Genomic DNA, 18,913 nt, shown 5'->3' with positions numbered 1-18,913 from the left:
GGTAGCGTCGCTGGCGTGTTGCTGGCCTCCCTGAATCCGGCCGCTGTCGCCGCCGGAGCCGATATCGGCGACGCCGTGCGCATCGACGGCGCCGTGTTGTCTCGTAGTGATCTCGTCGGTGCGGCCACGTCGGTGGCCGAGCGGGTCGGCGGCGCCGGCCGGGTGGCCGTGCTCGCCACTCCCACCGCGACGACCGTGCTCGCCGTCACCGGCTGCCTGATCGCCGGGGTGCCATTCGTGCCGGTGCCCGCCGACGTCGGGGTCGCCGAACGCGCGCACATCCTGACCGATTCCGGTGCCCAGGCCTGGCTGGGGGAGCAGCCCGCTGACCTCGGCGGCCTGCCGCACGTGCCGGTGCGGCTGCACGCCCGATCGTGGCATCGCTATCCCGAGTCACCGCCGCATGCCACCGCCATGGTGATGTACACCTCCGGCACCACTGGCCTGCCCAAGGGGGTGCTGATCAGCCGGGGCGCGATCGCCGCCGACATCGACGCGCTGGCTCAGGCCTGGCAGTGGAGCCCGGACGACACCCTGGTGCACGGGCTGCCGCTGTTCCACGTCCACGGCCTGATCCTGGGGTTGCTCGGGTCGCTGCGGGTGGGAAACCGCTTCGTGCACACCGGAAAACCCACCCCGGCCGGTTACGCCGGCGCTGGTGGAAGTTTGTATTTCGCGGTCCCGACGGTCTGGTCGCGGGTGGCGGCCGACACCGAGGCTGCCACCGCGCTGGCGTCGGCGCGGCTGCTGGTGTCGGGCAGCGCGCCGCTGCCCGTGCCGGTGTTCAGCCGGCTTGCCGAACTGACTGGCCACCTGCCCGTCGAGCGATACGGCAGCACCGAGTCGCTGATCACGCTGAGCACCCGGGCGGACGGCGAACGCAGGCCCGGATGGGTCGGCCTGCCGTTGGCCGGGGTGCAGACCCGGCTGGTGCGCGAGGACGGGTCGGTCGCCGAGAATGACGGGGAAACCATTGGCAGTCTTCACCTTAAGGCGCCCACATTGTTCGACGGCTACCTGAACAGGCCCGATGCCACGGCCGAGTCGTTCGACCCCGACGGGTGGTATCGCACCGGGGATGCCGCCGTCATCGACGACGGCGGTATGCACCGCATCGTCGGGCGTGAGTCGGTGGACTTGATCAAGTCCGGTGGCTTCCGGATTGGTGCGGGTGAGGTCGAGACGGTGCTGATGGGTCATCCCGGGGTCGATGAGGTCGCGGTGGTGGGGCTGCCCGACGCCGATCTCGGTCAGCGCATCGTCGCGTTCGTGGTCGGCGACGCCAAACCGGACGAACTGATTGCGTATGTGGCCGAACAGCTTTCGATCCACAAGCGACCGCGAGAGGTGCGGCTGGTCGATTCGCTGCCGCGCAACGCGATGGGCAAAGTGGTGAAAAAGGAGCTCATGAAGTGACACTCAGATTCAGCGAAGTCTGCATCGACGCTCACGACATCCATGTGCTCTCCTCGTGGTGGTCGACAGTGCTGGGCTGGCCGGCCGAGCCGACCGAGGACGGGGACGTGGCGTTGCGTGCACCTGCCGGCGCCGGACCGGACTGGCTGTTCTTGGCGGTCCCCGATGCCAAAATCATCAAGAACCGCATCCATTTTGACTTCACGCCCGACGATCAGCAGGCCGAGGTCGACCGCATGCTGGCGCTGGGGGCGCGCCCCGTCGACATCGGTCAGGGCGAGCAGAGCTGGGTGGTGCTCGCCGACCCCGAGGGCAACGAGTTCTGCATACTGGCCGCCGACTAGCGGATTGCAGTAGTGCACTACCGAGGTGGTTGCGCCGTACGCGAGTGACAATTCGCCTGTGGCCCTTGCTGACCCGCACGAAACACTGACACCGTCGAGGTTGAGCCCGCCGCGAGTGCGCTCACCAAAGCTGGTGCAGGGGGTGGAATTCGCCGCATTTCGTGGTGCGGCGATGCGCGGCTGGATCAAGCGGCACGGGCGCGTCTTCGAAATCAATGTTCCGCTGTTCGGACGATCCGTCGTGGTTTCTGATCCTGCCCTGGTGCGGTCGGTGTGTGCCGCGAGCACCGAAGAGCTTCGTAACGTGCAGCCGAACCTCGGCAATTGGTTCGGGCCCGGGTCGGTGTTCGGGCTCGACGGCGTTTCGCATCGCAGCCGGCGTCGGCTGCTTGCTCCCGCACTCCACGGTCGCAACCTCAACGGCCACATGCGCATCGTTGAGGACGAGACAGTCCGGGAAGGCACGAACTGGCCTGAGGGCAAGGAGTTTCGGACACTCGAACCGATGAACAGGATCACTTTGAACGTGATTCTGCATACCATCTTCGGCTCCGATAGCGCTGAACTGGAGACGCTGCGCGATATCGTTCCGCCCTACATGAGACTCGGTCAGCTGATGGCATTCGTGCCGGCGGCGCCCATCTGGGCCAGGCGGCACAGCCCGTGGGCCAGGCTGGACGAATTCCGAATGGAATTTGACCGAATCGTACGCACGCTCATCGCTCGCGCCGAGGCCGATCCGGGTCTCGGTGAGCGGACGGACGTCTTGGCGCTGTTGGTGCGCAGCCGGAGCGTCGGCGAAAGTGCCATGCCGCCGTCCGACATCGGCGACGAGCTGTTGACGCTGATCGGTGCGGGCCATGAAACCACGGCCTCGGCACTCAGTTGGGTGTTCGAACGGTTGCGACGTCATCCAGAAGTCCTCGCAGAACTGGTGCGAGAGGTCGATGAAGGGGGCCGCGACTTCCGGCGGGCCACGATTGCGGAGGTGTTGCGAAGCCGAACCGTCATCGACGTGGCCGGTCGCCGGGTCACCTCACCGGGCTTCGGCCTCGGCGAGTGGCACATTCCGCACGGGCGCACGGTGCTGGTGCGCATCGCCGATCTCCACGACAATCCGGACGTCTTTGCGAATCCGGAACGCTTTGACCCGCACCGCTTCCGCTCTGCCAAACCGCCGGCAGCATGGCTGGCGTTCGGTGGTGGAACGCGGCGGTGCCTCGGCGCTGACTACGCCACCGCCGAAATGGACATCGTGCTGAGGACTGTGTTGCAGAACTTCCGCATCCACACCGATGCCGCGGCCGATGAGAAGTCGCATTTCCGGGGAATCGCCCGTGTCCCGAAGCTCGGCGGGCGCATCGTGGTCAGCCGTCGGGGGTAGCGATCGTGTCGACCCAACTGATCAAGCCGTCGCGCGCACAGCCGCTCGACATTCGTTGCAATGTCGGAGATGTCATCGTCGCGAACCTGGCGACCCACATGGTCTTCTTCTTCGAGCGACCGCTTGAGACCACCGCCCTTGCCCGGGCATTTGCGCACGCCCTCACCGTGCTGCCGATTTTCGCCGGACGAATGACTCTGGCCAGAGGGAGGATGGGAATCCGGTGCAGGGGCCAGGGTGTGCCGTTCACGGTGGTGTCCTCGGATCGCACCCTCGAGGAGGCCATCCGCTCGACTGTGGACGACACCGGGATCTGGCTTGTCGACCCCGTGAACGGCGCCATCGCACGATGGGGATGGGGTCCGGTGTGCCGGGTGCGTGTCACCCGACTCGCGGATGACGCAACGGCGATCGGTTTCTCGTGGCACCACGCCGTCGGCGATATGCAGACCCTGATGCACTTCATGAACACCTGGGTTGCCGCGGCCGCCGACACACCGTGCATGCAGCCGCTGATCATCGAAGACCGCGCCGCATACCTCGACGAACATCTTCGCGCCGATGGCGCGCGACGGCCGGGGGTGCGTTGCCTCGGCCTCATCGAAACCGCCCGCTGCGTGCGATATTTGATAAAAGATTCGCCCAGGCAGCGGACCCTGAGTCTCTACTTCGGTGAGGCTGAGATCGCTCGCATGCGTAACGCGTTCGGAAGCGGTACGCGGTTATCCGCCAACGACGTTGTGTGCGCGGTGGTATCTGAAGCGCTGATGAACGCCGATCCCCTGGTGGGCCGTCGCGCTCTCGCGATTGTCGTGAACACACGCAAGCGTTGTGGACTCGACCCGAGGCTGACCGGCAACATCATTACGACGATGAACGTCGACCTGTTCACCGAAGACGCGGCATACTCGATCGCCCAACGCATACGCCACCATGTGGACCACTTTGACGACGAACACTGCGACATGCGGATCAACCAGCAGTTCCTGGACATCGCCGGTGCGTGGCGGGGTGCTCGCTGTGTATCCACGGCTTTCAATCCGGCGCGGTGGAATCCGCTCATCACGAACCTGAGCGGCTTTGGCCTTTACCGCATCGAATTCGAAAAGACCGTCCCGTCCTACTGCACGATGGTGATGACACTGCCGGTTGCGGGCGGTGGCGCACTTATGGAGGGGGCGCAGGGTCGCGGGCTGCTTTTTCAGATGTCTTTGCCGCCAGAAGAATTCACGTTCATGTCACGTCGCGGGATCCGCGAGCACCTGCACCGCTTTCGGTGCGCCGACGACGACATTCCCCGATTGCATCGGGAACTTCACGCCTAGCTGGTGCGCAGTATGTCGACCGCCTCCAGGCGACGCGCATGGATCACGGGATACACCGCGGCGATCGCGATCAAGGCGAATACGGCGGTCACCCCGGATCGCAACGCCAATTGGGCCACACCCCATTCGATCTTGATGCCGTAGTACACCGGTGAGCCCAACGACCAGAGGTAGGTCAGCCCCACACCGCCGAGCGCGGCCAGGCTCGCGACCAGCAGGCCGAGCAGGACGGCGTTGGCGATGATCACGGCCTGCTCTTGTCCCGGGGTAACCCCGATTGCCCGTAATGCGGCTCGCTCACGTTTGCGTTGCACCAATCCCAGCACGAACACGTTGAGCAGGCTCAGACCCGCGGCGGCCATCACCACATAGCCGGCGAGCGTGAACGGTTGCAGAAAGCGCTCTATCCCGGTGGCGGCCACCGATCGCCATTGTTCGGTGTCGTACACCCACAATCCGGCATCCAGCTTCAGGAAATCGTCACGGTGGGCACTCGCGTCGACCGACGACTGGTAGGCCACCGCGACCTGATCGCGTACCGCAGCCCAGTCGGCGCGTGCCAAGCGCTCGGAAACCAGGACGATATCGCCCACCGCGGCGTCATTGACCATCTGTGGCGTAACGATCCCGGCTACTCGATACCGCTTCGGTCCATTCACGGTGGGCAGCTCGACGGTGTCTCCCGCGGCAGCTTCGAGCCGGCTCGCCGCAATCTCGCTCAGTCCGACCTCGCCGTCCTGCAGGCCCTGCCAGAACGCGTCACCGGCAGCCGTCGGCTCATACAGCGCTCTGCTGTACCAATCACCCGGTGTGACGCCGGCGACAAGTCGTGAGGAACTTCCCGACGAGATCGTCGATCGCCAGCGCGCCGAGACGTTGCGTCCGTTAGCAGCGCGAGACACCAGCGCGAACGTTGCGTCAGAGAGTTGGCCGTCCCGCTGATCGAGCACCGACTGCGGGGCGATCAACAACGAGTCGGGAAGGCGGTCCGGCTTCTGCGCTGCAACCTGGGAGGTGCCGAGCAGCTGCATGCTGTATGACCCGATGGCAAAGCTCGTGCTCTCGGCGAGCAATGCGGCGGAGAACGCGAAAAGCAATGCGTAGCGCCCGAAGTCGGCGCTCAGCAGGCGCCCGACGGCGGGACGCACGATCGTCAGCCCCTTGATCAGTACACCGGCCTCGCGCGGGGCGAGCCATACCGTGGCCAGCACCAACCCGAACAACCCCATCGTCATGCCGTTGATGCCCACGTTCAGTGGTAGCGATCCGCGCTCGAAAATCTTCAGCACGACGACCGAAGCCGCCAGCAAGCCGACCCCGATGAACAGCGGCCAGACGGGAATTCTTCGGGCGCGCTGCACTCCACCAGCGCTCGCCATTGCCGCCAGCGGTCCGTCACGGACCAACCTGGCGGCGGGCCCGATCATGGCGAGGACGCCGCAGACGATTCCTGCACCCGCGCCGAGCGGAATCAGGCTCGGCGTGAAATGCGCAGCGATTGTGCCGCCAGATCCGGCCAGCATGGACTGTCCGAAACTGCCGACCAGATAGTTACCAAGGAGGAATCCGCTTGGTACGCCCAACAATCCACCGACGAGGCCCACCACTGCTCCTTCGGTGACCATTCCGCCGAACAACCCAGCAGGCCCGGCGCCGATCGCACCGATGGTTCCCATCACCGCGCGCCGGTCCTCGACGGCCAGCAGGATCGTGTTCACCGCGATCAAGATGCCGACGATGATGCCGGCCACCGCGACCAGGTTGAAGGTCTGCGCGCCGTTCTCGAACACGGCAGGCAGGTGCGGATGGGGGGCGCCAGCCACTGCGACGCCGGCGACCACCCGATCAATATCAGCGGTGAGGTGCGATCTGTCGATCCCGGGTCGTGGGACGACGAACGTGGACGTGACGTAGCCAGGGGAGCCGAGCAGCGCCGCCGCGATATCGGTGGAGGGCGCCAGCAACACGTAGCCGTCGTTAATGCCCGCGACGCGGTCGAATTCGGCAAATGTCCACCCCAGATGCGCAGAACCTCGGGGCAGACCGGGGATGCGCACCTCGTCACCGAGTTTCAGGCCATGACGTTCGGCGATCGCCGTCGGAATCTGCAGCGGCACACCGGGCCCGTCTGCGGGCTTCATGTCACGGGCGCGCTGTTCGCAGTCGAACGTGCCCACCAACAACTCGATCTGGCATGAGCCGCCGAGCAGGAAGAAGCCATGCTTGGTGGCACCTGGAACGTCCACGGGCGTGAGGCCGGCGACGATCGGGATGACGGCCGCCCCGGGGATCTCGGTGTGCAGCTGGTTGACGGTCGCGATCGGCAACCGACCGCTGACGTTCGGTGTCACCTCGACCACCTCGGTGTCGGCGGCGTGGGTAAGCGACGGACCGAAGGCGTCGAACGGGCGGGCGACCTCTGATTTGAGGATCAGAACGCCCAGCACCACAGTCACCCCGAGGGCGACGCCGAGAACGCTGAGCAGCGTGCGGCGCCAGTCCGCGATCAGCGCCGCAAGGTGGATGCGCCGCAACGCCATCGATCCCGCGCGCAACCAACGCATCACGGTTCCACAGGGACTACGGCGTCGGCCGCGCAAACGCGTCCGTCCACCAGGTGCACCTCACGGGTGCCGTAGCGTGCCGCCGCCGGATCGTGGGTGACCATGACCACGGCTGTACCGTCCTCGTCGGACAGTGATCGCAGGAGATCCAAGACCTCGGTCGACGAATGACTGTCGAGATTTCCGGTCGGCTCGTCGGCAAGCACGATGGACGGCCGGGCCACCAGTGCGCGGGCGACTGCCACGCGCTGCATTTGTCCGCCCGACAGTTCGGCCGGCCGGTGCTTCGCCCGGTCGCCAAGCCCGATCCGGTCCAGCAGTTCCACCGCCCGCGCGTCGGCTGTTCGCGCTGACACACCGTCCAGGACGAGCGGCAATGACACGTTCTCCACTGCCGTCAGCATCGGCACCAAGTTGAAGAACTGGAACACGAAGCCGAGGTTGCGCCGCCGGAACGCCGCTCGGGAGCCTGCCCTCATCGACCAGACGTCGTGACCAGTCACTGCCACAGTGCCGGTGTCGGGTGCGTCCAACCCGCCGGCAATGTGCAGCAAGGTCGACTTGCCGGCTCCCGATGGTCCGGTCACGACCACGAATTCGCCTGCGTCCAAGGCGAAGTCGAAATCGACGAGCACGTGAACCAGCTCATCGCCCCGTCGGTATGACTTATTCACCCCATTGAGTTGCAATACCGGGTTCACGCCCTTGATCGTCACGTGCACGGGGCGTGGCGGGTGCAGTAGTGCGCTACTGCAATTCGGTCCGATTTGGCCGGACAGTGCGCCTAGTTGGCGTGCAGCGCCTCGTTGAGTGCGATGCCCTTACCGTCGCGGGCCACCACCTCGACCGCCCCGGTCAGCGAATTGCGCCGGAACAGAAGGTTATTGGCGCCGGAGAACTCGCGCGCCTTCACGGTCTGTCCGTCCGGGGTGGTGACCTTGGTGCCCGCGGTCACGTACAGGCCGGCCTCGATGATGCAGTCGTCGCCCAGTGAGATGCCCAGGCCCGCGTTGGCGCCCAGCAGGCAGCGCTTGCCGATCGAGATCACCTGGGTGCCGCCACCGGACAGCGTGCCCATGATGGAGGCGCCGCCACCGACGTCGGAGCCGTCGCCGACGACGACCCCGGCCGAGATGCGCCCCTCCACCATCGAGGCGCCCAGCGTGCCGGCATTGAAGTTCACGAATCCCTCGTGCATGACGGTGGTGCCCGGGGCCAGATGCGCGCCGAGCCGGACCCGATCGGCGTCGGCGATCCGTACCCCGGTCGGCACCACGTAGTCGACCATCCGAGGGAACTTGTCGATGCCGTAGACCGTCACCGGACCGCGGCGGCGCAACCGCACCCGCACGTTCTCGAAGCCTTCGATCTGGCATGGCCCGAAGTTCGTCCACACCACGTTGGTCAGCGCACCGAAGATACCGTCGAGGTTGAGCCCGTGCGGTTCGATCAGCCGATGCGACAGCAGGTGCAGCCGCAGGTAGGCGTCATAGGTGTCGGCGGGCTTGTCGGCCAGGTCGGCGATCACCGTGCGTACGACGATGGTCTCGACACCACGAGCCGGATCGGTCCCGGCCAGCGCCGCCAGATCCTCGGGTGCGTCGTCGGCGGAGAGCCGGGTGCTGCCCGAGGGGCTGTAGGCGCCCAGTTCGGGGTCCGGGAACCAGGTGTCGAGGACGGTGCCGTCCTCGGTGATGGTGGCCAGTCCGAAGCCCGCAGCAGAAGTCACGGTGCTCCACCGTAATACATCGGCGCCGACCGCTAGCCTGGGAAGTTGTGCCGGACCCTTTGCTAGACCTGAGCGCTGACCCGATCGCGCTGACCGCTGCGCTCGTCGACATCCCGAGCGTGTCGCGCGACGAGGCCAGGATCGCCGACGAGGTGGAAGCCGCGCTGCGCGCGCAGACCCGCGGCTATGAGATCGTCCGCACCGGTGATGCGGTGCTGGCCCGCACGAACTTCGGCCTGCCCTCGCGGGTGGTGCTGGCCGGCCACCTGGACACGGTGCCGATCGCCGACAACGTGCCGTCCCGGTTCGAGGGCGACCACCTCTTCGGGTGCGGCACATCGGACATGAAATCCGGTGACGCGGTGTTCCTGCACCTGGCCGCCACCATCGCCGAACCGGTCCACGACATCACCCTGATCTTCTACGACTGCGAGGAGATTGAGGCCAGCGCCAACGGTCTGAACCGTATCCAACGCGAGCTTCCGGACTGGCTGCACGCCGACGTCGCGATCCTGGGTGAACCGTCCGGCGGCTATATCGAGGCCGGCTGCCAGGGCACCCTGCGGGTCGTCATCTCGGCGGCCGGAACGCGCGCGCATTCCGCGCGATCATGGTTGGGCGACAACGCGATTCACAAACTCGGTGCGGTGCTGGACCGGCTCTCCGACTACGACGCCCGCATCGTCGACATCGACGGCTGCACCTACCGGGAGGGGCTCTCGGCGGTCCGGATCGAGGGTGGGGTGGCCGGCAACGTCATCCCCGACGCCGCCGCGCTGACCGTCAACTTCCGGTTCGCCCCCGACCGCTCACCGGAGGCGGCGCTGGCCCACGTGCGTGAGGTGTTCGACGGGCTCGATGTGCACCTCGAGCAGACCGACGTGGCCGCCGGTGCGCTACCGGGGCTACATCACCCGGCGGCGGCAGCGCTGGTGGCGGCCGCCGACGGACTGGTGCGGGCCAAGTACGGCTGGACCGACGTCGCCCGGTTCGCCGCGCTCGGCATCCCCGCGGTGAACTACGGTCCAGGCGACCCGAACCTGGCACACAAGCGCGACGAACGGGTGGCCATCGCGCAGATCACCGCCGTCGCCGACACCTTGCGGCGCTACCTGACGGCCTGAACCCCGGCCTCGGCCAGTTTCGCCAGCGCGGCGGCGGCGTGCGTATCGCCCAGCCGCTCGGCCTGGTCCCACGCCCACACCGCGACCCCCAGCTGTCCACCGCGCTCGGCGCCACGCGCGGCGTCTCGGGCCGCCTCGATCGCCCCGTCGGCGTCGCTCATGGCCGCCAGTTGCCAGGCCCGCGCCACCCCCAACTCGGGAGCGAACAACGCCGACTTGGTGCCATGTCGGGACTCGGCGCGGCTCAGCGTCTTGGCCGACTCGGCGATCTCGCCCTGCTGGGCCAGCGCCGTGGCCAAATACATCAGCGATAGTGGTCCCCACGAGTAGCCCGTCCGGTCCAGGGTGGTCGCCGCCGGGCCGAGCAGTTGCGCCGCGTCCGCCGGGTCGCCCTGGGCGATGAGCACTTGAGCCATCAGCACCTCACCGATCGACCGGCCAGGCTGGGCCAGCTCGGCGAAATCGGTGAACTCACTCGCGGTGTCGTGCGCCGCGTCGGACTGCCCGGACATCAACAGCGTCGTTGTCTGCGCCAGGCCCACGGTGAACCGCAGCAGCCCGGGATGTTCGGCGCCCAGGGCCCGCTCCACCAGCGGACCCACCTGATCGAACCGGCCCATCCGTGCCGAGCACAACGCCGACGCGCTGGCCGCCCACGCCACCGCCATGTCCTCGGCCTCCGGGGCGGCCAGCACCTCGGCCGCGATCTCGATCGCGCGCGCGAGGTTGCCGGCATTCATCGCGAACGTCGCCGACAGCGCATCCAGTGTCAAGCGGTCGGCTGTCGTGCAGATCCGTTTGCGGATGTTCTGCAGGAACGCGGTGGCGCGTTCGGGTTCCGAGAGCATCCAGAACTGATTGGCCGCCCGCGGCAACGCCCACGCCATCACCTCGGCTTCGGAGAGCGTGTCGGCATGGACGGCGGCCAGTACCGAATCCGCTTCGCGGCCGCGGCCCTGCCAGGCCAGCGCATAGCTCAGTGCCAGCCGGGCATCGAAACGCTCCGAACGTGCCAGCGCCGCGCTGGCGAGCCGCTCGCTGACACTCAGGTCGCCCAGCCGCAGCGCCTGCTGGGCCGCGGCCACCACATCGTCGACGGACTCGGGCGCGTCGCTGTCCAGCGCCAGCACCGCCCGGCCCAGCCGGTCGGCCAGATCGCGGCAGGGCCGGGTGGCCAGCTGGGCCACGATCTCGGTGCGCAGCCGGCGGGCGTCAGCGGGGTCGGTCGTCCGTTCTGTTCGATCGAGGAACAGTGGGTGACCGGCATAGACCATCGAGTCGAATAGTGTTGCCGCCCCGTCTTTTACGGCCTGCTCGATGCTGCCATCGCCGGCCAGTGCGGCCAGATCGGATCGCGCGAGCGGCTCGTGCACCGTTAGGTACGCCAACACGGTGCGCACAGGGGACGGCAGCTGCGCCAGATAGGCGTCGACCAGAGCGTCGAGCGACGTTGCCACCGAACGCGTCTGCGTCAGCATCCGCAGCTCCAGCGGGTTTCCGCCGCTGCGCCGGTAGGCGTCTTCGCGCGGCTCGTTCAAAGCCGCCAGTAGGGCCTGGGTTTCGGCCTCGTCCAGTGGACCGACATCCAGGCGGGCCAGCAACCCGTCCTCCCAGAGCGCTGCCACCGCCGACGGCAATGCTCCGCCTGCTCGGACCGTCACGAGCAGCCGCACCTGAGGGTGGCGGGCCAACTGATAGACCAAGGTGGCCGATAGCGGATCCAGCAACTGTGCGTCGTCCACCACGATCAGCGTGCTGTCGGCTTGAGCCAGAAGCGAATCCAGTGCCGAGCGGATCAGCGCCGCCGGCTTGCCGACCTCGGTGACCTCGACCAGCGGACCGAACGCCCCGAACGGCACGCCGGACTGCGTTCTGGTGGCAATCACCCAGACCGGGCTCTTCTCACCCAGCCGATCGGCGATCTGCTGGGCAAGGGTGGTCTTGCCGGTTCCGTCGGCACCCACCAGGGCCACCCCGCCGTGGCTCTGAAGGAGTTCGATCGCGTCTGCTACGGGCTGGCGCGGCACCAGAGGCCACCGAATCGGCATAGCCGGACTTTATTTGCGCAGGCCGCCACCGGCAGGGCAATAGCGGTAAATCGGCTGCGTTAGGTTTGCCGGGTGCATCCTGGATCCGAGAACCCTGACGACGACTGGGCGGTGTGCGTGTACTGCGCCTCCGGACCGCGCCACCCTGAGCTGCTCGACCTCGCGCACCGGGTGGGCGAGGCGATCGCCGAGCGCGGCTGGACGCTGGTGTCCGGCGGCGGCAACGTCTCGGCGATGGGCGCGGTGGCCGAGGGGGCCCGGTCCCGCGGCGGGCGCACCGTCGGCGTCATCCCGAAGGCGCTCGTGCACCGCGAGCTGGCCGATGTCGACGCCGACGAGCTGATCGTCACCGACACCATGCGGCAGCGCAAACAAGTCATGGAGGACCGCAGCGACGCCTTCCTGACACTGCCAGGCGGGATCGGCACGCTGGAGGAACTTTTCGAAACGTGGACCGCGGGGTACCTCGGTATGCACGCAAAGCCGGTGGTGCTGCTCGATCCCGCCGGTCACTACGACGGACTACGAACCTGGCTGGCATCTTTGGTTGAGCCCGGCTATGTCGCTCAGGCCGCATTGGACCGGTTGGTGGTTGTCGACGATGTGGCAACGGCGATCGAGGTCTGCGCGGCCGGGTTGTAGCGGGCCGGGGTTACGCTGACCCGCGGGACGGGCGAGATACGAGAGGTAGGCGCCGAATGACCAGTAGCGATTCCGCCGAGTCTGGTGCGGGAAAATCGGTGGGATTGCTCGACCTCGCGACGCGGTTGCCCGCGGTCGTGATGGACGCGCCGGTGATCCTGCGCGGTGTGCTGACGGGCTTCCTGGCGTTGCCGACGTCGAAGACCTCGATCGGCAAGGTATTCCAGGACCGCGCTGCCCGCTCCGCCGACCACGTGTTCATCCGTTTCGGTGACGAGAAGATCACCTACCGGGAGGCCAACCAGACCGCGAACCGTTTCGCGGCGGTGTTGGCCGACAAGGGAGTTGGCCGCGGCGACGTCGTCGGCATCATGATGCGCAACTCGCCCAACACGGTGTTGATGATGCTGGCCGCGGTCAAATGCGGTGCGGTGGCCGGCATGCTGAACTATCACCAGCGCTCAGATGTGTTGTCGCACAGTATCGGTCTGCTCAAAGCCACGGTGGTGGTCGCGGAATCCGACTTGATCGACCCGATCAAGGAGAGCGGTGCTGAGCCCGGCCAGCTGATGACGATCGAGGAGCTCGTCGAGCAGTCCGCCGGCAAGCCGACGGATAACCCCGCGTCGGCGTCGCAGGTCCAGGCCAAAGACACCGCGTTTTACATCTTCACCTCGGGCACCACCGGGCATCCCAAGGCCAGCGTGATGACCCATCATCGGTGGCTGCGCGCCCTGGGCGCGTTCGGCGGCCTGGGTCTTCGACTCAAGAGTGACGACACCTTGTACTGCCCGCTGCCGCTGTACCACAACAACGCGCTCACGGTCGCGCTGTCGTCGGTGATCAGCGCAGGCGGCACACTGGCACTGGGTCAGTCATTCTCGGCGTCGCGGTTCTGGGACGAAATCATCCAGATGCAAGCCACTGCGTTCATCTACATCGGCGAGGTGTGCCGCTATCTGCTCAACCAGCCGGCCAAGGTCACCGACCGCGCGCACAAGATCCGGGTCATCGCCGGCAACGGGCTGCGCCCGGAGATCTGGGACGAGTTCACCCGCCGATTCGGCATCGGCCGGGTTGCCGAGTTTTATGCCGCCAGCGAGGGCAACGCGGCGTTCATCAATATCTTCAACATCCCCAAGAGCACGGGCGTCAGCCCGACGCCGCTGGCCTACGTGGAGTACGACGCGGAGACCGGCGAGCCCGCGCGCGACGACAACGGCCGGGTCCGCAAGGTGCAGCCCGGCCAGCCCGGCCTGTTGATCAGCCCGGTGAACAAGCTGTCGCCCTTTGACGGCTACACCGACAAAGAGGCCAGCGAAAAGAAGCTGGTGCGCAACGCCTTCAAAGAGGGCGATGTGTGGTTCAACACCGGTGATGTGATGAACCCGCAGGGCATGGGGCATGCCGCGTTCGCCGACCGGCTCGGCGACACCTTCCGGTGGAAGGGCGAGAACGTCGCCACCACGCAGGTCGAAGGTGCCCTCGGTCAGGACAAGAACGTCGAGGAATCCACGGTGTTCGGTGTGGAGGTGCCCGACACCGGCGGACGGGCCGGCATGGCGGCGATCAAGCTGCGCGACGGTGTGGAGTTCGACGGCAAGGCGCTGGCCGCGACCGTCTACGGCAACCTGCCCAGCTACGCGGTGCCGTTGTTCGTCCGGATTGTCGAGTCGCTGGAAACCACGTCGACGTTCAAGAGCCGCAAGGTCGACCTGCGCAAGCAGGCCTACGGCGGCGACGGTGAGGAGATCGAGGACCCGCTGTACGTGCTGGCCGGTAAGGAGGACGGCTACGTGCCGTTCTACGCCGAGTACCCCAAGGAAGTCGCCGCCGGCGGCAGGCCCAAGGGCTGACCCGGCCAATTCCCGGGTCGCTTCGCTCCTGCCCTCCGGTGCCATCATTTCGTCGATCTCGACCCCACCAGGCACCATGGAGGGGTGAAGTCGACGTTCTGCGGACGACCGGTCGCCGGTGATCGCGCGCTGATCATGGCGATCGTCAATCGCACGCCCGACTCGTTCTACGACCGCGGCGCGACCTTCTCCGACGAGGCGGCAAAGGACGCCGCCCACCGCGTCGTGGCCGACGGCGCCGACGTGGTCGACGTCGGGGGAGTGAAAGCAGGACCGGGCACCCTGGTCGACGCCGACGAGGAGATCGCCCGCGTGGTGCCCTTCATCGAATGGCTGCGTGGCCAATACCCCGAGCAGCTGATCAGCGTCGACACCTGGCGCTCCTCGGTGGCCAAACAGGCCTGTGCGGCCGGAGCGGACCTGATCAACGACACCTGGGCCGGTGCCGACCCGGGCCTACCCGAGGTGGCGGCCGAATTCGGGGCGGGGCTGGTGTGTTCCCACACCGGTGGGGCCGCGCCGCGGACCCGGCCCTTTCGGGTGAACTATGGGACCACGGTGACCGGTGTGGTCGACGATGTCATCGCTGAGGTCACCGCCGCCGCCGAGCGGGCCGTCGCTCTCGGGGTCGCCCGGGACGCGATTTTGATCGATCCGACCCACGATTTCGGCAAGAACACTTATCACGGCCTTACTTTGTTGCGCCACGTAAAAGATCTTGTTAAGACCGGATGGCCTGTCCTGATGGCACTGAGCAACAAAGATTTCGTCGGGGAGACTTTGGGTGTGGAGCTCACTCAACGACTCGAGGGCACGCTGGCAGCGACCGCACTGGCCGCCGCCGACGGAGCCCGGATGTTCCGGGTGCATGAAGTGGGACCCACTCGGCGCGTGCTGGAAATGGTCGCGTCGATCCGTGGGGAGCGTCCGCCGGCGCGGACGGTGAGGGGCCTGGCATGACCGAACTCGTGGCCAACGACACACTTCCCGGCGATACCTGGCTGTCTGACCACAGCTGGAGCCGGCCGACCTGGACTATCGACGAACTCGTGGCCGCCAAGCGCGGCCGCACCATTTCCGTCGTCCTGCCCGCGCTGAACGAGGAAGAGACGGTCGGTTCGGTGGTGGACACCGTCCGCCCGTTGCTCGGTGGCCTGGTCGACGAGCTGATCGTGCTGGATTCCGGCTCGACCGACGACACCGAGATCGAAGCGATCGCCGCCGGCGCCCGGGTGGTCACCCGCGAGCAGGCGGTGCCCGAGGTCGAGCCGCAGCCAGGCAAGGGTGAGGTGCTGTGGCGCTCGCTGGCCGCCACGACCGGCGACATCATCGTGTTCGTCGACTCGGATCTCATCGACCCCGATCCGATGTTCGTGCCACGGCTGGTCGGTCCACTGCTGACGGCCGACGGGGTCCATCTGGTGAAGGGCTTCTACCGGCGGCCGTTGAAGGTCGGCAAGGGTGAGGACGCCAACGGTGGTGGCCGGGTTACCGAGCTGGTCGCCCGCCCGCTACTGGCCGCGCTGCGCCCCGAGCTGGGTTGCGTGCTGCAGCCGCTGGGCGGCGAGTACGCCGGCACCCGCGAACTGCTGACCTCGGTGCCGTTCGCGCCGGGTTACGGCGTGGAGATCGGCCTGCTGGTCGACACCTACGACCGGCTCGGCCTGGATGCGATCGCACAGGTCAATCTGGGTGTGCGCAGCCACCGCAACCGGCCGCTGATCGAGCTGGGCGCCATGAGCCGCCAGGTCATCGCGACCCTGCTGTCGCGCTGCGGCATCGCCGACTCCGGTATCGGGCTCACCCAGTTCTTGCCCGATGGCCATGACGGGTACCTGCCGCGGACCACGACGGTGTCGCTGGCGGATCGCCCGCCGATGAACACCCTGCGCTGATCTTCTTCCGCGCTCCGGCGCCGACGATGTCGGCCGGTTAGGGCAATATCGGTGACGTGACATTGATCCTGCTGTACCTGGTGGTGCTGATCCTGATCGGCGTCGTCCTGTTCGGGGTGGCCAGCCTGATCTTCGGCCGCGGTGAAGAGCTGCCGCCGCTGCCCCGCGCGACGACGGCGACCGTGCTGCCGGCCTCCGGGGTGACCGGCGAGGACGTCGACGCCGTGAAGTTCACCCAGGTGTTGCGCGGCTACAAGACCAGCGAGGTGGACTGGGTTCTGGATCGCCTCGGCGCCGAGCTCGATCAGCTGCGTGGTGAGCTTTCCGCGGTGCGTGCCGCGGCGGGGCTCGACGAACCGATGGTCACGCACCACGCCGCGTCCGGACCCGACGAGGAGCTCGCGTGAGCGAGGTCGCCGAAGCCGACGGCCGCACCCGGTGCGATTGGGTACAGGCCCAGTCGGTGCTCTACCGCGACTATCACGACCAGGAATGGGGCCGGGTGTTGCGTGGTCAGGTGGCGTTGTTCGAGCGAATGAGCCTCGAGGCGTTCCAGAGCGGCCTGTCCTGGCTGATCATCCTTCGCAAGCGGGACAACTTCCGGCAGGCGTTCGCTCGCTTCGACATCGAGAAGGTCGCCGCGTACACCGAACGCGACGTCGCTCGGCTGATGGCCGACGAGGGGATCGTGCGCAACCGCGCCAAGATCGAAGCCACCATCGCCAACGCCAGGGCGGTCATCGATCTGGACGTCGACCTTTCCGACCTGCTGTGGTCCTACGCCCCGCCGCCGCGCCCACGACCCAAGACGCTGGCGGATGTGCCGTCGATCACGCCTGAGTCCCAGGCCATGGCCAAGGACCTCAAGAAGCGTGGCTTCCGCTTCGTGGGCCCCACCACGGCCTACGCACTGATGCAGGCCACCGGCATGGTCGACGACCACATCGCGACGTGCTGGGTCCCCTCGGCAACGGTCTGAGGGCGCAAATCACAGGGTCTCAATCGGGTCTTTCACACCCATGCCCGCCGATAAGGAACAATAGAATCGAAAACAAGCAGTTCAGTGCCGGACGCACCAGCCATGCACCCGGCATCCGATCGGGTCTGCGAAGGCGGGCCGGCTTGAATTTGGAGGGAGCACTCGATGGCGGCGATGAAGCCCCGGACTGGTGACGGTCCGCTGGAAGCAACCAAGGAGGGGCGCGGCATCGTGATGCGAGTACCGCTGGAAGGCGGTGGACGACTGGTCGTCGAGTTGACGCCCGATGAGGCCGCCGCCCTTGGTGACGAACTCAAGAACGTCACCAGCTGACCGATCCACCATTGAAACCCCGCGTGGGCGCGCGGGGTTTCTTCTCTGCCGGTCGGCCCTTTGGCCGGCTTAGGCCGACACCTTGCGGTAAATCTCCAACGTCTGTTCGGCGATGTGCGCCCACGAGAACTCGTCGATACAGCGTTGCCGTCCGGCTGCCCCGAACCGGCGGGCCTTCTCCGGGTCACCCACCAGTGCGTTGACGGCTGCGGCCAGACCGGCCTCGAAGCCCGCCGGGTCGGTCGCCTCGTAGTGCACCAGCGTTCCCGTCACACCCTCGGCGACCACCTCGGGTATGCCACCGACGTCAGAGGCGACCACCGCCGTGCCGCACGCCATCGCTTCCAGGTTCACGATGCCCAGTGGCTCGTACACCGATGGACAGATGAAAGCTGTTGCTGCCGAAAGGATTTCGCGAATCTTGGCGATCGGCAGGAATTCTTGCACCCAGAACACACCGCTGCGCGCACTAGCCAGCTCCTGCACGGCCGAACTGACCTCGGCCGCGATCTCCGGCGTGTCCGGTGCGCCGGCGCATAGCACCAGCTGAACCTCCGGGTCGAAGCGATGTGCGGCGGCGATCAGGTGCGGCACGCCTTTCTGCCGGGTGATCCTGCCGACGAAGGCCACCATGGGCCGCGACGGGTCGACGCCGAGTTCGGCGAGCACTGATTCGCCCCGCTCCGGGGGAGCCGGGTACCAGGCGCTGGTGTCGATTCCGTTCTTCACCACATGAACGCGGTTGGGGTCCAGTGCCGGATAGACCGACAACACGTCCTCGCGCATGCCCGAGCTGACCGCGATCACTGCGTCGGCGGCTTCGATCGCGGTGCGCTCGACCCACAGCGACACGCGGTAGCCACCGCCGAGCTGCTCGGCCTTCCACGGCCGCAACGGCTCGAGGGAGTGGGCGGTCAGCACATGCGGGACGTCGTGCAGCAGCGCGGCCAGGTGACCGGCCATCCCGGTGTACCAGGTGTGAGAGTGCACCACCGTTGCCTCGGCGGCCGCGTTGGCCATCACCAGATCGGCCGACAGTGTCGACAACGCCGGGTTCGCACCCTTGAGTGCCGGGTCGGGTTGCGCGACGATCGCCCCCGCGCGCGGCGCGCCCATACAGTGCACATCGACCTCGCAGAGACGGCGCAACTGGGCGACGAGTTCCGTCACATGCACGCCTGCCCCGCCGTAAACCTCGGGTGGATACTCCCGAGTCATCATCGCCACCCGCATACGCCAGACGGTAGTAGCACCGGCCTGCCGCCGCAGCTTTG

Annotated in this window: 17 protein-coding genes; 12 read left to right on the top strand and 5 right to left on the bottom strand. The window is 67.0% G+C overall.

Annotated features, from left to right (window positions below; translation table 11 throughout):
* Positions 1–15 precede the first annotated feature (15 nt).
* The 4 genes from G6N38_RS04250 to G6N38_RS04235 are packed head-to-tail and all read left to right on the top strand — an operon-like array spanning position 16 to position 4,469.
* The gene (locus G6N38_RS04250; RefSeq protein ID WP_163746397.1) at positions 16–1,416 is read left to right on the top strand and encodes an acyl-CoA synthetase; all 1,401 of its coding nucleotides are present in this window, start codon (positions 16–18) and stop codon (positions 1,414–1,416) included.
* Positions 1,413–1,760 (top strand): VOC family protein, encoded by a 348-nt coding sequence (locus tag G6N38_RS04245; protein WP_163746396.1) that lies wholly within the window; start codon positions 1,413–1,415, stop codon positions 1,758–1,760. The genes G6N38_RS04250 and G6N38_RS04245 overlap by 4 nt, the downstream gene beginning before the upstream one ends.
* A gap of 58 nt (positions 1,761–1,818) precedes the next feature.
* Positions 1,819–3,144: a cytochrome P450 gene (locus G6N38_RS04240; protein ID WP_246227689.1), complete on the top strand. Its 1,326-nt coding sequence runs from the start codon at positions 1,819–1,821 to the stop codon at positions 3,142–3,144.
* Between the two features lie 5 nt (positions 3,145–3,149).
* Positions 3,150–4,469, top strand: coding sequence for an acyltransferase (locus G6N38_RS04235; protein ID WP_163746395.1), 1,320 nt, complete (start codon positions 3,150–3,152; stop codon positions 4,467–4,469).
* On the opposite strand, the gene G6N38_RS04230 is transcribed toward G6N38_RS04235, so the two are convergent.
* The 3 genes from G6N38_RS04230 to dapD form a co-directional block, all read right to left on the bottom strand.
* Positions 4,466–7,033 carry an ABC transporter permease gene (locus tag G6N38_RS04230; RefSeq protein ID WP_163746394.1) on the bottom strand — a complete coding sequence of 856 codons (2,568 nt, stop codon included), beginning with the start codon at positions 7,031–7,033 and terminating at the stop codon, positions 4,466–4,468. The genes G6N38_RS04235 and G6N38_RS04230 overlap by 4 nt on opposite strands.
* Positions 7,033–7,734, bottom strand: coding sequence for an ABC transporter ATP-binding protein (locus G6N38_RS04225; protein WP_163746393.1), 702 nt, complete (start codon positions 7,732–7,734; stop codon positions 7,033–7,035). The genes G6N38_RS04230 and G6N38_RS04225 overlap by 1 nt, the downstream gene beginning before the upstream one ends.
* Positions 7,735–7,817: 83 nt before the next feature.
* Positions 7,818–8,762, bottom strand: coding sequence for a 2,3,4,5-tetrahydropyridine-2,6-dicarboxylate N-succinyltransferase (gene dapD / locus G6N38_RS04220; RefSeq protein ID WP_163746392.1), 945 nt, complete (start codon positions 8,760–8,762; stop codon positions 7,818–7,820).
* 59 nt (positions 8,763–8,821) lie between these two features.
* On the opposite strand from dapD, the gene dapE reads away from it, so the two are divergent.
* Positions 8,822–9,886: a succinyl-diaminopimelate desuccinylase gene (gene dapE, locus G6N38_RS04215; RefSeq protein ID WP_163751790.1), complete on the top strand. Its 1,065-nt coding sequence runs from the start codon at positions 8,822–8,824 to the stop codon at positions 9,884–9,886.
* Here dapE and G6N38_RS04210 read toward each other — a convergent pair.
* A complete protein-coding gene (locus G6N38_RS04210) occupies positions 9,871–11,934 on the bottom strand; it encodes an ATP-binding protein (RefSeq protein ID WP_163746391.1) in 2,064 nt (687 codons plus the stop codon). The genes dapE and G6N38_RS04210 overlap by 16 nt on opposite strands.
* 72 nt (positions 11,935–12,006) lie before the next feature.
* Between G6N38_RS04210 and G6N38_RS04205 the strand changes: the two genes are divergently transcribed.
* The 7 genes from G6N38_RS04205 (at position 12,007) to G6N38_RS04175 (ending at position 17,639) form a co-directional block, all read left to right on the top strand.
* Positions 12,007–12,576 carry a cytokinin riboside 5'-monophosphate phosphoribohydrolase gene (locus G6N38_RS04205; RefSeq protein ID WP_163746390.1) on the top strand — a complete coding sequence of 190 codons (570 nt, stop codon included), beginning with the start codon at positions 12,007–12,009 and terminating at the stop codon, positions 12,574–12,576.
* Positions 12,577–12,632: 56 nt separating this feature from the next.
* The gene (gene fadD6, locus G6N38_RS04200) at positions 12,633–14,432 is read left to right on the top strand and encodes a long-chain-acyl-CoA synthetase FadD6 (RefSeq protein ID WP_163746389.1); all 1,800 of its coding nucleotides are present in this window, start codon (positions 12,633–12,635) and stop codon (positions 14,430–14,432) included.
* An 84-nt stretch (positions 14,433–14,516) separates the two neighbouring features.
* Positions 14,517–15,392 carry a dihydropteroate synthase gene (gene folP / locus G6N38_RS04195; protein ID WP_163746388.1) on the top strand — a complete coding sequence of 292 codons (876 nt, stop codon included), beginning with the start codon at positions 14,517–14,519 and terminating at the stop codon, positions 15,390–15,392.
* Positions 15,389–16,327, top strand: coding sequence for a glucosyl-3-phosphoglycerate synthase (locus G6N38_RS04190; protein ID WP_163746387.1), 939 nt, complete (start codon positions 15,389–15,391; stop codon positions 16,325–16,327). Before folP ends, G6N38_RS04190 begins: the two co-directional genes overlap by 4 nt.
* Positions 16,328–16,383: 56 nt before the next feature.
* On the top strand, positions 16,384–16,734 hold the full coding sequence (locus tag G6N38_RS04185) for a DivIVA domain-containing protein (protein WP_163746386.1): 351 nt from the start codon (positions 16,384–16,386) through the stop codon (positions 16,732–16,734).
* Entirely contained in the window at positions 16,731–17,306 is a 576-nt protein-coding gene (locus G6N38_RS04180; protein WP_163746385.1) for a DNA-3-methyladenine glycosylase I, read from the top strand. The genes G6N38_RS04185 and G6N38_RS04180 overlap by 4 nt, the downstream gene beginning before the upstream one ends.
* A gap of 165 nt (positions 17,307–17,471) precedes the next feature.
* Positions 17,472–17,639: a DUF3117 domain-containing protein gene (locus tag G6N38_RS04175; RefSeq protein ID WP_005059648.1), complete on the top strand. Its 168-nt coding sequence runs from the start codon at positions 17,472–17,474 to the stop codon at positions 17,637–17,639.
* Positions 17,640–17,708: 69 nt separating this feature from the next.
* On the opposite strand, the gene glgA is transcribed toward G6N38_RS04175, so the two are convergent.
* Complete coding sequence (gene glgA, locus G6N38_RS04170) at positions 17,709–18,872, bottom strand: glycogen synthase (RefSeq protein WP_179968479.1); 1,164 nt, start codon at positions 18,870–18,872, stop codon at positions 17,709–17,711.
* Positions 18,873–18,913 lie beyond the last annotated feature (41 nt).

The sequence above is a fragment of the Mycolicibacterium helvum genome (assembly GCF_010731895.1).
GTDB classification, from domain to species: domain Bacteria; phylum Actinomycetota; class Actinomycetes; order Mycobacteriales; family Mycobacteriaceae; genus Mycobacterium; species Mycobacterium helvum.
The sequence above is the reverse complement of the archived record's forward strand: the minus strand, read 5'-3'. Positions and strand labels throughout refer to the sequence as shown.